The 19,377-nt window shown below is 43.4% G+C and carries 13 protein-coding genes; 5 read left to right on the forward strand and 8 right to left on the reverse strand.

From position 1 onward, the window contains the following. The first annotated feature begins 129 nt into the window (after positions 1-129). A complete protein-coding gene (bioA, locus tag RM556_RS14160; protein WP_311374915.1) occupies positions 130-1,410 on the forward strand; it encodes an adenosylmethionine--8-amino-7-oxononanoate transaminase in 1,281 nt (426 codons plus the stop codon). Positions 1,411-1,428: 18 nt separating this feature from the next. Here the strand turns inward: bioA and RM556_RS14165 are convergent, their stop codons facing one another. The 5 genes from RM556_RS14165 to RM556_RS14185 form a co-directional block, all read right to left on the reverse strand. Then, the gene (locus RM556_RS14165; RefSeq protein ID WP_311359892.1) at positions 1,429-2,844 is read right to left on the reverse strand and encodes a sigma 54-interacting transcriptional regulator; all 1,416 of its coding nucleotides are present in this window, start codon (positions 2,842-2,844) and stop codon (positions 1,429-1,431) included. Then, entirely contained in the window at positions 2,841-3,434 is a 594-nt protein-coding gene (locus tag RM556_RS14170; RefSeq protein ID WP_311359891.1) for a hypothetical protein, read from the reverse strand. The genes RM556_RS14165 and RM556_RS14170 overlap by 4 nt, the downstream gene beginning before the upstream one ends. Further along, positions 3,431-4,903, reverse strand: coding sequence for a HAMP domain-containing sensor histidine kinase (locus RM556_RS14175; RefSeq protein WP_311374916.1), 1,473 nt, complete (start codon positions 4,901-4,903; stop codon positions 3,431-3,433). The genes RM556_RS14170 and RM556_RS14175 overlap by 4 nt, the downstream gene beginning before the upstream one ends. Before the next feature lie 83 nt (positions 4,904-4,986). Further along, positions 4,987-5,247, reverse strand: coding sequence for a calcium-binding protein (locus tag RM556_RS14180; protein ID WP_311359889.1), 261 nt, complete (start codon positions 5,245-5,247; stop codon positions 4,987-4,989). A gap of 425 nt (positions 5,248-5,672) precedes the next feature. After that, a complete protein-coding gene (locus tag RM556_RS14185) occupies positions 5,673-6,095 on the reverse strand; it encodes a hypothetical protein (RefSeq protein WP_311359888.1) in 423 nt (140 codons plus the stop codon). Positions 6,096-6,355: 260 nt separating this feature from the next. Between RM556_RS14185 and asnS the strand changes: the two genes are divergently transcribed. The 4 genes from asnS (at position 6,356) to RM556_RS14205 (ending at position 13,017) form a co-directional block, all read left to right on the forward strand. Further along, on the forward strand, positions 6,356-7,753 hold the full coding sequence (gene asnS, locus RM556_RS14190) for an asparagine--tRNA ligase (protein WP_311359887.1): 1,398 nt from the start codon (positions 6,356-6,358) through the stop codon (positions 7,751-7,753). A 331-nt stretch (positions 7,754-8,084) separates the two neighbouring features. Beyond that, a complete protein-coding gene (locus RM556_RS14195; RefSeq protein ID WP_311374917.1) occupies positions 8,085-9,242 on the forward strand; it encodes an efflux RND transporter periplasmic adaptor subunit in 1,158 nt (385 codons plus the stop codon). Positions 9,243-9,251: 9 nt separating this feature from the next. After that, positions 9,252-12,422 (forward strand): efflux RND transporter permease subunit, encoded by a 3,171-nt coding sequence (locus tag RM556_RS14200; protein ID WP_311374918.1) that lies wholly within the window; start codon positions 9,252-9,254, stop codon positions 12,420-12,422. Positions 12,423-12,561: 139 nt separating this feature from the next. Further along, positions 12,562-13,017 (forward strand): hypothetical protein, encoded by a 456-nt coding sequence (locus RM556_RS14205; protein ID WP_311374919.1) that lies wholly within the window; start codon positions 12,562-12,564, stop codon positions 13,015-13,017. A gap of 19 nt (positions 13,018-13,036) precedes the next feature. Here RM556_RS14205 and RM556_RS14210 read toward each other — a convergent pair whose 3' ends face one another. The 3 genes from RM556_RS14210 to RM556_RS14220 all read right to left on the reverse strand — a co-directional run bounded on the left by RM556_RS14210 (position 13,037) and on the right by RM556_RS14220 (position 19,252). Beyond that, on the reverse strand, positions 13,037-14,548 hold the full coding sequence (locus tag RM556_RS14210) for a tryptophan halogenase family protein (protein WP_311374920.1): 1,512 nt from the start codon (positions 14,546-14,548) through the stop codon (positions 13,037-13,039). A gap of 10 nt (positions 14,549-14,558) precedes the next feature. Further along, on the reverse strand, positions 14,559-16,139 hold the full coding sequence (locus RM556_RS14215; RefSeq protein ID WP_311374921.1) for a tryptophan halogenase family protein: 1,581 nt from the start codon (positions 16,137-16,139) through the stop codon (positions 14,559-14,561). Positions 16,140-16,234: 95 nt separating this feature from the next. Beyond that, positions 16,235-19,252: a TonB-dependent receptor gene (locus tag RM556_RS14220; RefSeq protein WP_311359881.1), complete on the reverse strand. Its 3,018-nt coding sequence runs from the start codon at positions 19,250-19,252 to the stop codon at positions 16,235-16,237. Between the last annotated feature and the right edge of the window lie 125 nt (positions 19,253-19,377).

A 19,377-nucleotide genomic window follows, 5' to 3' on the forward strand; every position in this document is an offset into this window, starting at 1 on the left:
GTTTATGGTCATCAAATTGCCTCTTAAGGGCGACTTTTACTTTACTAAGCGTTTAATGTTCCCTAGTCTATGCCCACAAGAAAACTTGTCAATGTTATGAATATCACAAAGTGAACTAAAGGCTATTTTTTGAACAATATTGATTTCGACAAACGCCATATTTGGCATCCTTACACTTCTGCTACACACCCGCTTCCTTGTTATGAAGTGATCGGGGCCAGTGGCGTTAATTTAACACTGGCATCTGGCGAAGAAATTGTCGATGGTATGTCATCTTGGTGGGCTGCCGTTCACGGATATAACCACCCGAGATTGAACGACGCAGCTCACAAACAAGTTGATGCATTCTCACATGTTATGTTTGGTGGCCTCACGCACCAACCTGCCATTGATTTGAGTAAAAAACTGATCGATATGACGCCTGATGGTCTAAATCGTGTTTTTCTAGCCGACTCAGGTTCGGTATCAGTAGAAGTCGGCATTAAAATGGCCTTGCAGTATTGGGCTTGCCAAGGTCGTAGTCAAAAATCCAAGCTCCTTGCACCTCGTTTCGGTTATCACGGAGACACCTTTGCAGCCATGTCGGTTTGCGATCCGGTTAACGGCATGCATAGTCTGTTTCAAAAGACATTAGTTGAACATTTTTTTGCTCCCGCCCCACAAACGAGATTCGGCCAAAAGTGGAACCCAGATGATGTTTTACCAGTAAGAGAAATCCTCGAACAACATCACCACGAAATCGCTGCGATTATTATGGAGCCTGTTGTTCAAGGTGCTGGCGGTATGCGTTTATATCATCCGGAATATGTCAAAGCGTGCCGAAAACTATGCGACGAGTTCAATGTCCTTTTAATCTGTGACGAAATAGCCACGGGCTTTGGCCGCACGGGAAAGTTATTCGCCAGTGAGCACGCCGATATTAGCCCTGACATTATGTGTTTAGGTAAAGCACTAACAGGTGGCTATTTGACCATGGCTGCAACACTTTGTACCGACGAAGTTGCTGAAGGAATATGTGCCTCTGAACCCGGTGTTTTCATGCATGGGCCAACATACATGGGCAATCCTCTCGCATGCGCAGTTGCAAACGCCAGCTTGGAAATCATTTTAGAAGGTCACTGGAAAGAACAAGTCTCTGCGATTGAACATCAACTCATTGATACACTGCTACCCTTATCACGATACAGTAGTGTTGCTGACACTAGAGTGCTCGGCGCGATTGGTGTTGTTGAAATGAAGCAGGCTGTGAACGTCGCAGAAATTCAAGCACTCTTTATTGAAAAAGGTGCTTGGATAAGGCCATTTGGCAAGTTGATTTACATAATGCCGCCCTATCTTATTACTAGTGATGAGCTTGCCACCCTTGTGCAGGCAATCGATTTTGCTATCGGGCGACTCTATCCTGATTAAGAGGCAACTAGCTCAGGCTTAATTATTAAGCCTGAAGTCTGCCGCGTTCAGACCGTGTTTTTTCATTAGCTTGTGCATATCTGTCCGATTACGCCCTGCCAAATCAGAGGCTCTAGTCACATTTCCGTCGGCTAATTGCAGTAAGCGACATAAATACTGATATTCAAATGAGTCACGAGCTTGGGTTAATGTTGGCCAGTTCTGAGACAGCTCGGATAACGCTTGTTCGACAAGACTCAAAGATATAACGGGAGTCTGGGTCAGCGCGACGCACTGTTCAACAACGTTCACTAACTGCCTAACATTACCAGGCCAATCACTCGTCACCAGTTTTTTCAAGGCATCAGGGGCAAATTGTGTGGCTTTAACGCCATGCCTTTCAGCACTTTGTTTCAATAGATAATCCGTTAACAAAGGAATGTCTTCAAAGCGCTCTTTCAGTGAAGGAATGCGTAAATTAACCACATTCAAACGGTAGTACAAGTCTTCTCTGAAGCGGTCCTCTTCCATTTCTTTTTGCAAGTCTTTGTGAGTGGCAGAAATGATCCGTACATCAATATCGATATTCGTCGCACTGCCCACTGGGCGCACGGTCCGTTCTTGAATGGCGCGCAATAACTTCACTTGCAAGGAGCTTGGCATATCACCAATTTCATCAAGGAAGAGTGTGCCGCCATGCGCTTCACGAAATAAGCCTGTGGATGATTGAACCGCCCCTGTGAAAGCACCTTTGGTGTGTCCAAACAACTCAGATTCCAATAAGTTTTCAGGTAAGGCACCACAATTAATTGCAACGAAGGGTTTGTTTGCCCTGTCACTCGCTTTATGAATTGCCTTTGCTAACAGCTCTTTACCTGTGCCACTTGCGCCATTAATCAGCACACTGACATTTTTATCTGCGATACGATGAGCTTGGCTCAGCAGCTTCGTCATCTCTGGCGCTCGAGTCACAATGTCTTTGCACCAATCGCCCATTTGTGAAGATGTGTTCTTCTGCGTAGCTCTTGAGAGTACTTTGCGCAATTCATCATGATCTATCGGCTTAGTTAGAAAGCCAAAAACGCCTTTTTGCGTAGCCGTCACAGCATCTTTAATGGTGCCGTGTGCCGTCATCAAAACAACGGGTAAATCATTGTAGCGATTCAAAATTTCATCAAAAAAGCTGAGACCGTCTAAACCCGGCATACGAATATCGCTAAGCACCACATCAAATTTATTATTGAACATGAGGCGCAATGCCTGAGTGGCATTTTCAGAAGAAGTCACTTGATAGCCCTCTCCTTGCAAGCGAATAGTAAGCAGGCGCAGTAGGTTTTCATCGTCTTCTACTAATAGTAATTTTGGTGCGTCTGCATTCTGGTCACGCGCTGACGTATTATCATTGCTCGAATGTGTATTCGATGACGGCAATTGAGAGGGTTGAGAAAAACTCATTTGTTGTCGCTCCTGTTTTGATTCACCATCGACGCTTCAATATCTAACAACTGCTCGACTTGCTTGCGTTGGTTTTCAATCTCTTTATTTTTTTCTTCTAATTGAATTTCTTGTGATGCGATGGTTTTTGCTTGCCTACCGTTCACCTCACTTAAGATAGTGATAGCGGACTCTAGTTCAAGTAATTGTTGGCTTTGTGAATAAATAATCACATCTAGCACTTGAGTCATCGCTTTGTCGGTGCGAGTTTGTAAATCTTCAATCCAATTCTGTGCGCGCAAGCGATTACGGTAAGGCGTATCTTCGCTTTGACTCAATAGTACTTTTTCTAAAAGTTGCTTTGGTTCATCACCCAAACTATCGATTAATTTACTTCGCTCTGGCCAGGCTGTGCTTGAAGCTTCGATCAGCTTATCAGCCCACGCTTTAAGCTCACAATATTCCTCAAAGGTCGCCATACTTTCAGGCGAGGTACAATAAGTACTGAGCATTAGATCAAGCACTTCAGGCGGATCCTGATTCATATTTTTTTGTAATAACTCGCACCCAGATAAGGGGATTAATAGTGCAAGAAGAACTAGCGCTTTCATGATTCATCTCTCAAAGGTAGCTTTATTCTGAAGCAAACTGACGCGTATTTCACATCCACTATGGACACAGCGCCTCCTAGCAAACGAGCACAATCTGACACGATAGATAAGCCTAGACCCGCGCCAATCACTCTGTCATTTCGAGTTAACAGGCCGCGCTTAAAAGGTTCGAAGATATTCTTTCTGTCATCTGCCGAAATTTCATTACCATGGTTTGCAACATCTAATACGTAATCACCCATAGCCTGGTGCAATTTAATATAAATGGCAGTGGCTTCTGTACCATGGGCGACAGCATTTGATATCAGATTATCTAAGATACGCCTGAATAACTCCGCATCAGATACGATGAGTTGGCAATCATCAGCAATGTCAGTTTCCACAGTGCACAAAGACTGTTTCAACGCCAAACCGTTCTGGGTTAGACATTCGTTGATAATCTGTTGCGTATCTATTTGTTCAAACGACGGCTCAGCTTGTTGTAGCAAAGCATTATAATCAAGCAACTTCTCAATCAAAAGGTTTAATCTGTTAGTTGATGCTTGGAGTAGATTGACCACTTCTTTTTGTTGTTTATTCAGTTGCCCTACCATTTCTTCTGCTAACAGTGCGCAGCCTTCTTTAAAACTCGCCAAAGGCGTCTTCAATTCGTGTGAAGCATGACGCAACAGCGCTGTTCTTACTTTTTCAAGTTGTTGAATGCGCTTGTGTAGCAAATAAAGGTCTTTTTCTACTGCGACAAGTTCTCGCGGTCCCGATGACGACTTCACCGGTAATTCATTTTGATTATCTGCGATAGCCGCAATGATATTTTTCAATTTATTTACAGGCTTGGTGATTAACTTAGCGGCAAATAAAATGAGTATAAGAGAGACTAAAGTGAGTGCTGCAGTAGACCAAGCCTGCTTTTGTTGCAGTGCAGACATGAAGCTTTGCTGCTCAGATACTCGTTGATTCACTGTTGCTTTCACGTCATCACTCAGTGCATTAATTGCTTGCGTAAAAGAGGCTAAGTGAGCGTCCAAGACTAGCTTGTCTGTCATGCTCGGATAATTTCCTAACTGAATTAAATTGCGGTGCAATTTACCACAAGCATCAGAATCAGAGAGTTGCTGACAAAACGGTTCCAACTCTTGTTGAAATAGCGTTAATGTATCGTCGTTCAACTGCTTCAGTGTTGCATTGGGTAAGACAAAGTGCTGCCGCATAAGTCTTTCGATATCTCGTGCCATGCTTTCTAAGTTGCGCATGGTACCCGCTGTCGCAACGAAAAATTGAGTCTGCTTCACAATGGCATCATTCAGTTTTGCCAAGTCACTCTGACTTTGCCAAAGCAAAGTAAACAGAGGAACGAGTGCAACGAAGAAGCTGCCTAAAATGAGTTGTTTTAGCGATCGAATTTGCAATAGTCTGGACGGTTTGGTGTAAGTGTCTTCAAGCATTACATAGCCAGCGTTTTGCTTCAACAAAGCGATGCAATCTTATTGGGAAGGTTGGAAGGATGAAAGTGGCCCACTCATCCGTGTATTGAGCCATAACTGTCACTACATCGTTATCCTTTAGAGATTTCGCTTGCGTCTAGTTCATCAAGACTGATGTAACCATCTTCGTTCGCATCTATTTTATTGAAGTTTTCAAGTAAGGTTTTATGACCAACGGCTTCTCGCAGGGAAATAAGCCCATCTTGATCATCGTCTAATGTTGCCATTAGACTTTCTTGCGCATTCGCTGCAGTTGATATAAGAATTGCTAAGATGCCTTGCACCAGCATGATTGATAATGCGATCTTCATCATTTTTGAAAAGTTAGCCATGGTACGCTCTCCTAAATTCAGTATTGGATTAACGGCGGTGAACAAGCAGCTTCACTTACGTTTGTTTCCTACTGACATCTTGTATTATTATTTTTATCAGTTTGAGTGTGCTTTTTACGGTTCATTTAGACCATTGGTATTTGGTTCGAAATGACCATGCAGAAGTAGTATTACAAGGAACATGCCAACTTAATTTATACAACATATTCAACAACATAGAAGAAATCAAAAAAATAAACAACGGAATTGTGAAGCTAATATAAGACACCGCTTTAGTCATTTCTTACAATACAGTGAAAACATTCAAAATAGTGCAATACTTTCAGATAGTTAAAGCGATAATGATGGTGTCGCAATATACAGACAGTCGAAACAACGCACCGCTCGCATCCGTCATCTCAGTATGAAAAAAGATGGGAGTATCTTTACATATACATTGTGGTGTAAAGCGTAATTAAGCTAATGACAGTGATCGCTAATAAGATGAACAAATTAATGCCAAAGTTATCTGTTTTCCTGCGGTTTCTTCGCAAGCGCAGGATCATCGAAACTAAACTCAAACCGAGACAGACCTGAAGGGTTGCTAACAATCCATCCACGTGAGCCTGTGACCAGTAAATTCGGCCTTCAACTCCCCAGAATTTCTGTACACCACTAATAAACTCTGGACGAGCATAATGGAACAAAACGAGTGCACCAAGCAAAGAAAACCAAGCTGACACATTTAAAATGACCATGACTCGAAACAAGGGCTCTTTGCTCGCTGGAGTCTGTCGGCGGTCAACAAAACCCAAAGGTTCGGCTCCACCCTCTCTCCCTCTCGTATTTTTTTCATTTTTATCGTGCATATTCTACTTTACCTACTGTTATCCCTTGCATAGTTAAGTATACTTAGCCGCTAAAATTAGAACTAAATAAGACCCGACGAAAAATGCTTTGCTTCCGACGTTTATATAAGTCAGCATCGCGAACTCAAACGTGGTGAGCCAACAGGTTTCTTTTTCAGACTACCTATTGCTATCATACGGAATTAGCACTTTATTTGTCCACAACGGATAATAAAGCTAGCGTTTATCGTTTTGTCTAGTCATGCCCAATGGAGAATAATATGACATATGCACCAGTCGCCGATGTTTTGGCTGGCAAATATGGTGTCGACGACACTGTGACCATCAAAGGCTGGGTGAGAACCCGTCGCGACTCAAAAGCAGGCCTTTCATTCATTAACGTGCATGATGGCAGTTGCTTTGACCCAATCCAAGTCGTTGCAATGAATTCATTGGCAAATTATGAAGATATTACCAAACTGACCACTAGCTGCTCTGTTTCGGTTGTAGGCACAGTAAAAGCGTCTCAAGGTCAAGGACAAGCACTTGAAATCGAAGCACAAAGTGTTGAAGTGCTAGGTTGGGTAGAGAACCCAGACACATACCCTATGGCTGCAAAGCGACATAGTATCGAATATTTGCGTGAGCACGCTCACCTACGCCCTCGCACAAACATTATCGGTGCAGTGACCCGCATTAGAAATTGTCTTTCACAAGCCGTGCATCGATTCTTTCATGAGCAAGGTTATTTTTGGATAAGTACTCCAATTCTGACAGCGTCGGACACTGAAGGTGCGGGTGAAATGTTCCGAGTGTCTACATTAGATATGATGAATATTCCTCGCGACGACAAAGGCCTAGTGGATTACAAAGAAGACTTCTTTGGTAAAGAAACTTTCCTCACCGTGTCTGGACAACTTAACGTTGAAACCTATTGCGCTGCTATGTCAAAAGTATATACCTTTGGCCCAACCTTCCGTGCTGAGAACTCAAATACAAGTCGTCACTTAGCTGAGTTTTGGATGATTGAACCTGAAGTTGCTTTTGCTGATCTCGCGACAGTTGCACAGCTAGCCGAAGATTTACTGAAATATGTTTTCAAGGCCGTGCTTGAAGAACGTCCAGACGACATGGCGTTTTTTGCGCAACGTGTAAATAAAGAAGCGATTACTCGTTTGGAAAGCGTGGTCAATTCTGAGTTTGTTCGTATGGACTACACAGATGCGATTGATATTCTGCAAAAGAGCGGTAAAAAGTTTGAATTCCCTGTGGAATGGGGCGTTGATTTATCGTCAGAGCATGAACGATACCTTGCTGAAGAGCACGTAGGTGCGCCAATTATTATGCAAAACTATCCAAAAGATATTAAAGCATTTTACATGCGCATTAATGACGACAACAAAACGGTAGCTGCTATGGATGTCTTAGCACCTGGTATTGGTGAAATTATCGGTGGTTCACAACGTGAAGAGCGCCTTGATGTGTTTGATCGCCGTCTTGCCGAAATGGATCTCAGCCAAGAAGACTATGCTTGGTATCGAGACTTACGTCGCTATGGCACAGTGCCACATGCTGGTTTTGGTTTAGGTTTCGAACGTTTAGTGGCTTATGTGACTGGTATGCAAAACGTGCGCGATGTTATTCCCTTCCCTAGAACACCTGGCAACGCTCAATACTAGACAGTATAGCAACACGCTGACATTCTCGAAGGCAGGTCGTTTAAGCTACCTGCCTTTTTTGTGTCTGGTCACAAATGTCTCATTCAAGCAATTGAAATTTGTACAAATTTTCAACAGATGTTCACAAATTCCTCACATAGATTTAAAGCTTTTATATCTTTAGTTTGATATCATCTGTATCGTTTAATATATGCGCAATCTTAAACCTAAATGGAAGAGATAATCTAAGCGGTGTCACCCAAAAAGAAAAACAAAGAATCGTGACATTTGGCACATACGAGTTCTGCGTAAATAACGTAATATGCAGCAACACGCTTGAGGAAATTCATAGATGAAATCAAATTTGATCAAATTAGCAATATTCATTGTTATCCTAGGATCCGGCTTTGCGGTTAAAGCGTTAATCGAAGGCAGTGAACCAGAGCCAGAGGAACAGGAAAAGACTGACAATCGCCCAACTGTCAGTGTTGAAGCATTAAATGCCATTGATCACCAAGTTGCTATTAGCAGCTTCGGTGAAGTTGTTCCTTTGGAGAGAACCGTTTTGGCTGCTCAAGTATCTGGCGAAGTGACCAGTTGGAACCCAAATTTTGTTGCCGGCGGCTTAGTAAAACGCGGAGATATCCTCTTTTCAATCGAAAAAGATGCATACGAGGCAGCTTTATTGCAAGCTGAAGCACAAGTATCTCTTGCTGAAGCAAGTCTAATTGAAGAACAAGCGCGTCAAAAAGTAGCGATGCGAGAAGCGAAGAACTTACCCGCTAATCAGGTGAGTGATCTCTACCTTCGAAAACCACAAGTATTAAGCGCTCAAGCTCAATTAAAGTCTGCTCAAGCGGCCTATCGCATTGCTCAAAGAGATCTATCAAATTGTGATGTAACAGCGCCTTATGATGCGCTGGTGCTATCCAGAGAAATCGGCTCCGGACAGTTCGTCAATGTCGGTATGACAGTCGCTGAAATTAACAACATTGAAGCGGCGGAAGTGATATTTCCAGTAGCGGGTTTCGACAGTCCCTTTTTACCTAAAAAAATCGACAATAACCCAGCTACTGTAAGAGCAAAAGATGTCGCTGGCATTTCCCGAGTTGCCTATTTACAACGTGATCTTGGCATTGTCGATCAGAGCACTCGCATGAATCACTTAGTGGTTAGAATTGATGACCCATATAGCTTGAATACGGATGCACCACAGCTCAAATTTGGCACCTATGTGGAAGTAGCGTTTGCCGGCAAACTCATTGAGAATGTGTATAAGGTTCCACAAAACTTAGTCAATAAACGTAAAGTTTGGGTCATCGATGCAGACCAAAAACTACTATCGAAAAATGTTGAAGTTGTCAGAGAAGAAGGTACCTATTTCCTCATTTCTAGCGGTGTCAATGAGCAAGACCAAGTCGTGATGACGCTACCTGAATACCCTCAAAACGGCATGGGTGTAAAATTATTGGGTGAAGATGGCGATAAAGTAGCAGCAAACGACCAGTAGGGAAAAAGGATGACTGACTCAAACTCAACAAACTCGTCACTCGATCAGGATGAGAATAAGGCTCCCACTGGCATTATTGCGTTTTTCGCTAATAATGCGGTAGCGGCAAACTTAATGATGGTGTTTATCATTATTATGGGTTTGTTTAGCTATTCTACGATCCAACGACAAATGTTTCCGACACTAGAATTCAATTCAATAAACGTGTCAGTGCAATACCCAGGTGCTTCTCCTCAAGAGATTGAAGAAAATATCATTATCAAAATCGAGGAGCAATTGAGCGACCTCGCTGAAGTTAAAAAGAGCGTTGGTAATGCATGGCGCGGTGGTGGTCGAGTTAACCTGGAAATATATCCAAGCGCTGAGCTATCTGACGTTCTGGATAAAGTAAAATCGAGGGTGGATAGCATTGGTACCTTCCCTGCCGCAATGGAGCCTGTTACCGTTTCCTTGAATGAATTTAGGCAAGAGGTAATGAATCTCTCAATCGTTGGAGACTTGCCACTCGACGAATTGAAGCCAATTGCTGAACAAATTGAGAACGAACTCCTCCAGCTAAACAATATTCAATTAGCTAATGCGCAAACCCCGAGTGATGAAATAGCAATCGAAATCAAACCTGAAGTTTTACGCAAATATAACCTGACAATTAATGATGTAACGCAAGCTGTTCGTCGTTATTCTGCCAATTTCAGCGCCGGCCAAATCAGAACCGAATCAGGTATGATTGCAGTACGCATCGAAAACCAGTTTTATGACGGGGAAGAGTTCCGTGATATTCCGGTGAAAATTGGTAGTGGTGGTTCACGTGTTTTATTAAAAGATGTCGCTGATATCAAAGATGGCTTTACTGAAGGAGAACGCTACTTCCGCTATAACGGCATTAACGCAATTTCCCTAGTCGTGTCTGCAACCAAAGATCAAAGTATTATTCCAGTCGCGAGTTCAGTGAATGCCTATATGGAAGCCAAAAACGAAACGCTTCCGAACGGCGTGCAAATTTACACTGTGGTTGATTTTACCTACTACTTGAACGGTCGGCTTGACATGATGCTTGGAAACTTAGCACAAGGTGCGTTTTTGGTTTTCGCAATGTTGGCTTTGTTCTTACGCTTTAAATTAGCGTTTTGGGTAATGATTGGCTTGCCAGTCTGTTTCCTCGGTGCCGTTATGCTGATGCCTGCGTTCGGCATTACCATCAATATTTTCTCATTGTTCGCTTTTATTATGGTGCTAGGGATTGTTGTCGACGATGCCATTGTGATTGGCGAAAGTGCTTACAGCGAAATAGAATCAAAAGGTGGCGGCGTTAATAATGTCGTGCGTGGTGCAAAACGCGTGGCTACCCCAGCAACTTTTGGTGTGCTTACTACTATTGCGGTATTTATCCCCTTTACCATGGGTGAAGGGCCAGAGGGAACTTTCTTTTACAATATTGCCGCAGTCGTTATCTTCTGCTTAATATTCAGCTTGATCGAATCAAAGTTAATTCTGCCTGCACATATTGCTCACAGTAAATTTCCGCCACTTAAGTCAACAAGCTGGCGACAACGCTTTAATAAACGTTTCTTCAGTATCGTTAACGGCCCGTACCGCAATTTTATCACTAACTGTGTAACATGGCGCTGGCCGGTATTTGCAGTATTTATCGCAATGCTTTTTATTAGCATAGGCTTGTTAAACGCGAACTACGTAAGAGTTGTTCCCAATCCCCAAGTACCAACTGATTACCCTTCGATCGATATAGAGATGGCAGAAACCGTCAGTGACCAAGCCACCATCGATGCCTTACAAATCATTGAAAAAGTGATTATGGATGTCGACAAAAAAATCGTTGAGGAATACGGTAGCCCCATGGTTTCGGATATTCTCGTATTCAACCGAGGCAGAACTTCTGGCCAAGTACTAGCGCCACTCGTTGCCGAAGACGATCGACATTTCGATACGTTCGAACTCAGCCGCCGTTGGCGGGAAGCGGTCCCCAACATTCCTGGCATGAAATCCTTCACAGTCCGAGACGACGTCAATAGCAGCGGTGGCGGCGGTGAATTTGGTTACTTGCTATTCGGGCCAGATGTTAATGAACTCAATGACGCAGGCCGTTATCTGATTGAGCTGCTGCAAGGGCAAGAAGGTTTGTTTGACGTGAGTTCTAGTATCGACCCAGTAAGTAAAGAAGTCCAAATGACCTTAAAACCTGTCGCCTATGATTTGGGTTTGGATTTAGCAAGCATTGCGTCACAGGTAGGTGCAAGCTTTTATGGCGGTGAAGCACAACGTATATTGCGTGGCGGTGAAGAAGTAAAAGTGATGGTGAGATACCCTCGATTCACTCGTGAACGATTTGCCGAATTGAAGTATGCCGTCATTACAACACCGACCGGACAAGAAGTATTGTTAGGTGATGTTGTTGAGCTCTCTGAAAAGCCTGGGATCAGTTATATACGCCGTGAAGGCGGCTATCGCAGCGTTTATGTGTACGGTTCAATTGACGAACAATTGGTAGAGCCAGGTGAAGTCGTAGAATCGATTGCAGATGAACTCTTGCCCAAAATGCAAGAGCGCTTTCCTCGGGTAAAAACCGAATTGGGTGGCGATATCAAAGAACAACAAGCGCAGCAAAGTGAACAAATTACCTTCTTTATTGCGGGTATGATTATGGTTTATATCTTGTTGGCAGTGCCACTAAAAAGCTATGCACAACCGCTAATAGTTATGTCAGTCATCCCTTTTAGTTTAACTGGCGCTATTTGGGGGCACTTCCTACTCGACCTAGATATGAGTCTGTTTTCAACCTTCGGTTTAATTGCTGCCGCGGGGGTCGTCATAAATGACAGTTTGGTCATGACTGACTTTGTTAATCAACGACGTTTGCAAGGCTACAGTGTTAAAGAATCTGTAATAGAAGCTGGATGTGCCCGCTTCAGAGCAATAACACTCACGTCAATTACCACCTTCGCTGGTGTTTTGCCGATTATGTTCGAAACCAGTCTTCAAGCTGCGTTTGTTATCCCAATGGCAGTCGCACTTGGTTTTGCTGTGTTGTATGCCACGTTCGTCACACTTATTCTGGTGCCATGTCTATATGTTATTTTGCTAGATTTAGCACGCCCATTTAACGCGATAAAGGCTAAGCTAAAGAAACGTAAACAACGTAACACTAACTTACAAAATACATAGCCAGCTAGCTAAAAGTAAAAAGATAAAGGTCTGTAAGCACCGAAAACGCTTACAGACCGAGCTTTCGAATTTGTTCATCGGCTTTAACTGATTGATTCTTCTTATTTCAGCCACTAAACTCACAGGAAAGCAGATTCTGGTGATCTATATTTTCGGGTGCAACACAAGGAGGCAGCTTATCAAGTACTATAAACTACGTTTGAACGGTCACATTCTTGAAGCCACCTTCTATGAATATTGGGATGCTGATGTTTTTGATTCCTTTATTTCTGAAGTCAAAGTAAATTTAATCCGTTTGCAAGGACAAGAATGGGGAAGTATGACCGATTTACGACCATGGAAAGGTGGCGACAATGAATTTATCTTCGCGGCAAGGGCTGAACTCAACCGTTTAGTGGCTGCTGGCTCATCTCACGCTGCGTACATTATAAAAGGCAATAGCCCTCATTTAGATGTATTAAATGAAGTGGCACCCTCTCTTAGTGGATACAAGAGAAAGTTATTCTCAACCAAAGGCGAAGCAGCTGAATGGCTTACAAAAGCCGGTTTTAAACTCCCCTTAGAGTCGAAAGAGCATTGCGAGCAAGATAAATAGTTGTTCGCAATTGGCGTGCTTATTTAGTTCTTGCCTCACTCGCTATTCCATTCGCTTTGCAATGCTGATTGATAAACTGTTGATGGCTAGGCAGTTGCGCAACCGCATTGTCGACTTGAGCTTTTAGGTCAGACAAAAATTTAGTTAGTTCCGCATCTGACATTTCAGCGGTAATTGGATGATACTGTTGTGGCACCATACCCTGTCCCAATAAAACTTGAGTCCACGAGTCCACTCTAAAAATATCGCCATCATCCAAAAACACCCTCCCTGTTTCTTGGAAAAGATCAAGCTTATGCTTGAGTGATTCCGGAATATCCATTTGCCGACAGTAATCCCAAAATGCACCATCTCGACGATTATTCACCTTGTAATGCATAATGATAAAGTCGCGAATGCTATTTAATTCACTGTCGAGTTTTGTATTGTATTCATCAATCAAACTGTCTGTGATGCCTTTAAAGGGAAACAATCGCATTAAGCGAACAATGCCCGTCATGATCAAATGTATACTGGTTGACTCAAGTGGTTCAATAAAGCCACTCGATAAACCTAAGGCAACACAGTTTTTGTGCCACCCTTTCCGACGTCGTCCAGTTAAGAATTTAATCGCTCTCGGTTCATTGATGAGCTCTCCCTCTACATTGGATTTCAGGCGCTTGATAGCAGCATCTTCGCTCAAATACTTATCGCAAAATACTAAACCGTTTCCTACTCGATTTTGCAAGGGTATTTGCCACTGCCAGCCTGCGTCATGCGCTAGGCTTTTAGTGTATGGAAGAGGCTCACTAACAGATTTTGTTTGCACTGTGACAGCGGTATTGCACGGTAACCAATGAGACCAATCATCGTAGCCAGTGTGTAAGGACTGCTCTATGAGTAAGGCTCTAAAACCGGTGCAGTCTATAAACAGATCACCTTCTACCTCACTTCCGTCCGCTAGGGTCAACGAACTAATAAAGCCGTTAGATGATTGTTTGTTTACTTTTGAGATCTTCCCCTCTATTCGTTTAGCCCCTAAATTCTCACTAAATTCACGTAAGAATTGAGCATACTTTGAGGCGTCTAAATGATAAGCAAAATTAATTGGTTGTTGGTTCGACATTCCAAATTTACCCGCCTTGGCAGCTTGCAATTCAAAGCAATACTCACCGAAGTCCGCATCAATGCCTTTTTCTAAACCTCGTAGCCAAAAGTGGTGAAACTCCCCTGCCCAGCATTCTTTGCCGGTGATACCAAATGAGTGAATATAAGCATGGTCTTCATTTCGCCAACCACTGAATTCAATACCTAACTTAAAGGTAGCATTCGTTGCTTTAATAAAGGACTGCTCATTTATGCCAAGTAACTTATGCAGCGTTCTAATCGGAGGAATGGTTGCTTCACCCACACCGACAGTACTGATGCTATCTGATTCAATAAGAGTCACAGAAACAGACTTTCCTAGCAGCCGAGTAAGCGAAGCGGCTGCCATCCAGCCAGCTGTGCCTCCGCCGGCAATCACAACTTTTGATACAGGTTTTACATCCATGACAGATCCTTTAAACAGCCGAGCCCTTGTTTACTTTGCCTAATAGACCATTGATAAATGTTCTATTGCTTGGTAAACCGGCACGATACTGGTGTTTTAATTGCTCGTTTTGTTGCATCAACTGTTCCGCATATTGCAACATGCTCGATGAAAGTGTTGTTGCAGCTAGTGTATTCTCAATAGAGCGCTTATAGCGCATTCCATACAAAACGTACTGATAACTGGCAGAGGGAAACACCTCTTCGTTTTGAATCACGTCATAACGACTGGGTGCCTGAAATTGCCAAGTATCCAATAATTTTTGCAGGCTATCCGGAATGCTCGAAGCATCACGGTGTGCTAACCAATACTTATCCTGACGCTCACTTAATACATAGTGTAGCTTTAAAAAGTCGATGACCCTTTGCCAGCGATAGGTAAAGCGCTCGTTAAAACGCTCAGCGACAATATCCATATGTTGTCTGTTGCGAGGAAACTGTTCGGATAACATTGTTAGCGAGAGTTCCACCATGGCTATCGCTGATGCTTCCAGTGGTTCAAAAAAACCAGAGGACATTCCGACGGCAACGCAGTTATTTTGCCAAAATTTTTCTCGATAACCTGGTGTGAACTTTATGGTTCTTGGAGTAATACTGCTATTAAGTCCGTCTTCAGTCAGCGTATTAATATATTTTGCAAGCGTATCTTCTGCGCTTTGTTTGCTTTCAAACTGACTAGAATAGGTATAACCCACACCTCTTCGTGTTTGCAAACCAATATCCCATATCCAACCATTGGTCTGCGCGCTTGACTTCGTAGCAGATAAAATCGGTGCTGAGTCTGAAGCGTATGGCACGTGAGCTGCCAGAGCCCTATCGTTAAACAATACATGTTCCTGATTAAGGAACGGAATATGGTAGTGCTGGTCGATTAAAAGGCTGTTCATCCCCGAACAATCAACAAACAGTTGCCCGCTAATATTGCCAGAAAGTTTAGTCGATAGATGACTGACATCGCCATTTTTTGCCGCGTGCACTTGTGTGACATGATCTTTAATATGTCTAACACCCAAAAGCTTGGTGCAATGCTCGCACAAGAGCTCCGCAAATTTACCTGCATCGAGGTGGTAGCCGTAGTTCGTTACCCCAGCGTAATCTGGCGTTGATAATTGTTTAGGTGCTAGATTAAGTTCGCAAACGCTTGATTGCACACTCGCAAAATCTGCAAACTTCATTTCTCTATTGGAGAGTTGTTGCCAGGCCCCCGCCAAATCATATTGACCATAATGTGGTGGAGTAACAAAGGGATGATAATAGGCATCATTTGGACTACCGTTTACCCAACCTTGAAACAATGAGCCTTGCTTCAAGCTCACATTGCAACGTTGGATGAAGGTTTGTTCATTAATACCAATAATTTGTAGGGTATGTCGCATAGAAGGCCAAGTGCCCTCCCCAACGCCTAAACTCGCAACATTAGGAGACTCGACTAAAGTGACTTTTATTTTGGCTTCACCTAGCTGTTTATTTTTAGCTGCGAGCACACCTGCGGCTAGCCAACCGGCTGTGCCACCACCAACAACAACGACTTCTTGAATTGCTGGACCGCTCACTATCCTTCCTTGTAAAAGTGTAGGTATGTCAATACATTACTCTATTGACATACAGAAATACAACCCGCACTAGCGTGCGGGTTGTGACCTAACATCTAGAATGTATATCTAGCTCCTAAGGCATATCTCGCACCTAATTGATCTAGGTTCCATAACAAACGCTCAGAGCGACCATGTCTTCTTAAGTCTTCTTCTGTGATATTAATCCCTTCGAAGAAAACAGTCAGATCTTCATTCACTTCGTAGGACACGTTAAAGTCAACTTGTGTGGTCGCTTCAGTAAAGCCTGGTTCATTGATGTATACAGCAGCACCATCTAAGAACTTGTCACGCCAGTTATAAGCTAAACGGGCTTGAATACCATGCTTTTCGTACATCAGAATTAAGTTGGCGGTGTCACTCAAACCAACTAAGGCGAACTGTGTCACGGAAGGATCTGCAGATAGATCAAATTCAGCGCCACTGTTCACAGCGGTGTAGTTAGCTTGCAAGCCAAACCCAGTATCACCAAAGAAATGCTGTGCTGCTAGCTCAACACCTTCAATACGCTCTTGTTGATTGTTCACCGGCTTAGCATTAGTGAACTGTAACAAAGGATCGTCGCTGTTAGGCAGTACATCATACTGTGCTTCAAACTGCTCATCTGTCAGAGAATCAAAAGCGATGCCATTCTCCATAGCAACCACCATGTTAAACAAGTTAGTATCGTTAACGGATACACCCAAACGATTTAACTCAGCCAAGGCAGCTTGCGCCCGCGGACCCGCGGTTGCATCGCGCAGACCGTAGACGTTTTCGACTACTTGTGCATTACCAATGAAGTTTCTTACACGTTTCTCAAAGTAGCCAATAGAGACATAACTTGTGTCACCAAAATAATACTCGAAGGAAATATCAACATTATCTGACTCTTGTGGCACTAAGCCTGGATTACCCGAACTTGCTGTTGCCGTGGGTGTGCCAGCCGTTAACGCTGGGCCACTCGGGCTGCCAACTGTCGAAGCAGCACTTAAATTATTGTACGATGGCCGAGATATGGTTTTGCTGTAAGAAACACGAGCAATGAAGTCGTCTACGATTTCAATATCAAAATCGAACGAAGGTAACATATGGTTGTAATCAGAACCGAGAGCAAAGTCTTGTGTATCGCTTCCAAATCGTACATTGAAATCATTATTACCTTCCCAAGCAATACCACTTGGCAAAGAAACGTTGGCAACAGAAGTGACATCTGTACTTTCATATCGCAAACCTGCTAGTAAGTTCCAAGGCATTTCATTTAGCTCACCCTCTAGACTCGCAGCAACATAAGCCGCTGTGATGTCTTCTTTGATTGTTCTGTTAGTTGCAAATGGGTTATCTGCAGCAAAAACAAAACCATACTCTTGGGCAGCAAACTCACCAATTTGGCGAGCACTTGCTGTAAAGCCTTGGTTAAACACAGAGCCAGTATTGTAGTCGCTAAACTCTTGTGCAAAATCGATGGGAGTGAGAAAGTCAGCGGGTAATTCACCTGGGTTTTCAACACCCCAGTTGCCCATCGTGCGTCGTGTCAAAGATTGTAGTGATGTGCTCTCCATAGCTCGCGATTCAATTCCAAAATGAATTGAACCATTATCGAGTTCATATTTACCATCCACTCGGATTTGATCAATCTCTGTTTCTTGTTGATTGAAATTCATATCCAAGATAGAAGTGCCTACATCACCGGCATCTAAGCTATTGTTTGGGGATAGGTTACCGCGAGCAACATCGTTATAATCTACCGTCATGATTGGGAAGTCGCCTCTAAAGTCAACGCCCTGCGCTTGCACAACATTTGCACCCAAGCCAGCATTTACCCAAGTACCATATGGTGCGTCCGGACGACCTTCTGCTGTTGAGTGGTGAGCATCAAAGGTAAAGCTCAACTCATCATTCACTTGATATTCTAAATTCAAACCAATCGATTTGTTTTCGTTTACCTGATTTAGTTCTTGCACCGCCAAACCTAAATCACGAGGCAACAGTTCACGACGCTCCTGACGAATCACGACTGGTGCGGCCACATTAGGGTTATCGTCAAAGGTGAGTTCGGCAAAATAACGGTCATCCATCCAGATTGACTGTTCTGCACGTGCTTCAAAAAGGTCTTGGCGACTGTATGTATAGTCGAGTGTAGCAACCAGAGCATCACTTGGTGCATATTGCACGGTTAGCTGTGCATTGGTTCTTGTTCTTTCACGATCTGATTGTGCATAACGCAAATCTGAGGGTATGGCGAATAACGCCCCCAATGCCGGCTCATTGTTAACAACGACTGCAGGACCAGAAGCTGGATTCGCATCAACATCGGGAGACTGAGGAATAACGCCAGTGTATGGATTAACTCGCCATTGATTCACAAACGCTCTTGTTGCACCGCTATCGCGTTTTTGCACACTAGCACTTAAGCTCACACCAAAAACTCGATCGTCGTCGAGGTAATTGATAAAACCTGATACTTCTGGCGTAATGTCAGAACCCACACGGTTAGTCGTGTCACTGAGTGCTTTGCCTCCAATAGAGCCGCTTAATCCAGATTCGCTAGCATCCATTGGACGTGACGTTTTAATATTGACTGTAGCGCCAATACCACCTGTTGCGATTTGTGCCTTTCCCGTTTTGTAAACTTCGACCGACCTTACCGCTTCAGACGCGATATCGGAGAAATCAAAAGCACGAGAGTTAGGTGTTCCGCCACCTGCTGGAAGAGACGCCGCTGGCATCGTTCTGCCATTTAGAGTAACCATATTAAACTCTGGCCCTAAACCACGCACGGTAATTTTACTGCCTTCACCGTTAACTCTGTCAATCGAAACACCCGTAATACGTTGCAAGGATTCAGCGAGGTTAGTATCTGGAAATTTACCAATATCTTCTGCGGAAATTGCATCCACTACCCCTGCAGCGTCACGCTTTACGCCCATTGATTCTTGAATACTTGCGCGAATACCGGTTACTTGAATGACTTCGACCTTATCTTCAGCCGATTCCTGCGCTAATGCTTGAGGAGCGATGGTTGCCGCACCAATAGCTAGAGAGAGGCTAGTTGCGAGCCTCGTTTTTTTAAAAATTTGTTGTGTGTTATTCATGATTATTCCCACTCAACCGTAGTTGAAGTCCTTGTTTAATTATCTCTTATTATTCACTTTATGGCGCTGCAATATCTGTGTCGATAAGGCTGAACTACTCGTCATTTCATTGCTCCCCAAATAAA

It is taken from the genome of Alteromonas sp. W364, from assembly GCF_031846205.1.
GTDB lineage: Bacteria > Pseudomonadota > Gammaproteobacteria > Enterobacterales > Alteromonadaceae > Glaciecola > Glaciecola blandensis.

Excerpts from the sequence above, each read along its gene's own strand:
- RM556_RS14165 (WP_311359892.1), bottom strand. The coding sequence starts at position 2,844 with ATGAGTTTTTCTCAACCCTCTCAATTGCCGTCATCGAATACACATTCG.
- RM556_RS14170 (WP_311359891.1), bottom strand. The coding sequence starts at position 3,434 with ATGAAAGCGCTAGTTCTTCTTGCACTATTAATCCCCTTATCTGGGTGC.
- RM556_RS14180 (WP_311359889.1), bottom strand. The coding sequence starts at position 5,247 with ATGGCTAACTTTTCAAAAATGATGAAGATCGCATTATCAATCATGCTG.
- RM556_RS14185 (WP_311359888.1), bottom strand. The coding sequence starts at position 6,095 with ATGCACGATAAAAATGAAAAAAATACGAGAGGGAGAGAGGGTGGAGCC.
- asnS (WP_311359887.1), top strand. The coding sequence starts at position 6,356 with ATGACATATGCACCAGTCGCCGATGTTTTGGCTGGCAAATATGGTGTC.
- RM556_RS14195 (WP_311374917.1), top strand. The coding sequence starts at position 8,085 with ATGAAATCAAATTTGATCAAATTAGCAATATTCATTGTTATCCTAGGA.
- RM556_RS14200 (WP_311374918.1), top strand. The coding sequence starts at position 9,252 with ATGACTGACTCAAACTCAACAAACTCGTCACTCGATCAGGATGAGAAT.
- RM556_RS14210 (WP_311374920.1), bottom strand. The coding sequence starts at position 14,548 with ATGGATGTAAAACCTGTATCAAAAGTTGTGATTGCCGGCGGAGGCACA.
- RM556_RS14220 (WP_311359881.1), bottom strand. The coding sequence starts at position 19,252 with ATGAATAACACACAACAAATTTTTAAAAAAACGAGGCTCGCAACTAGC.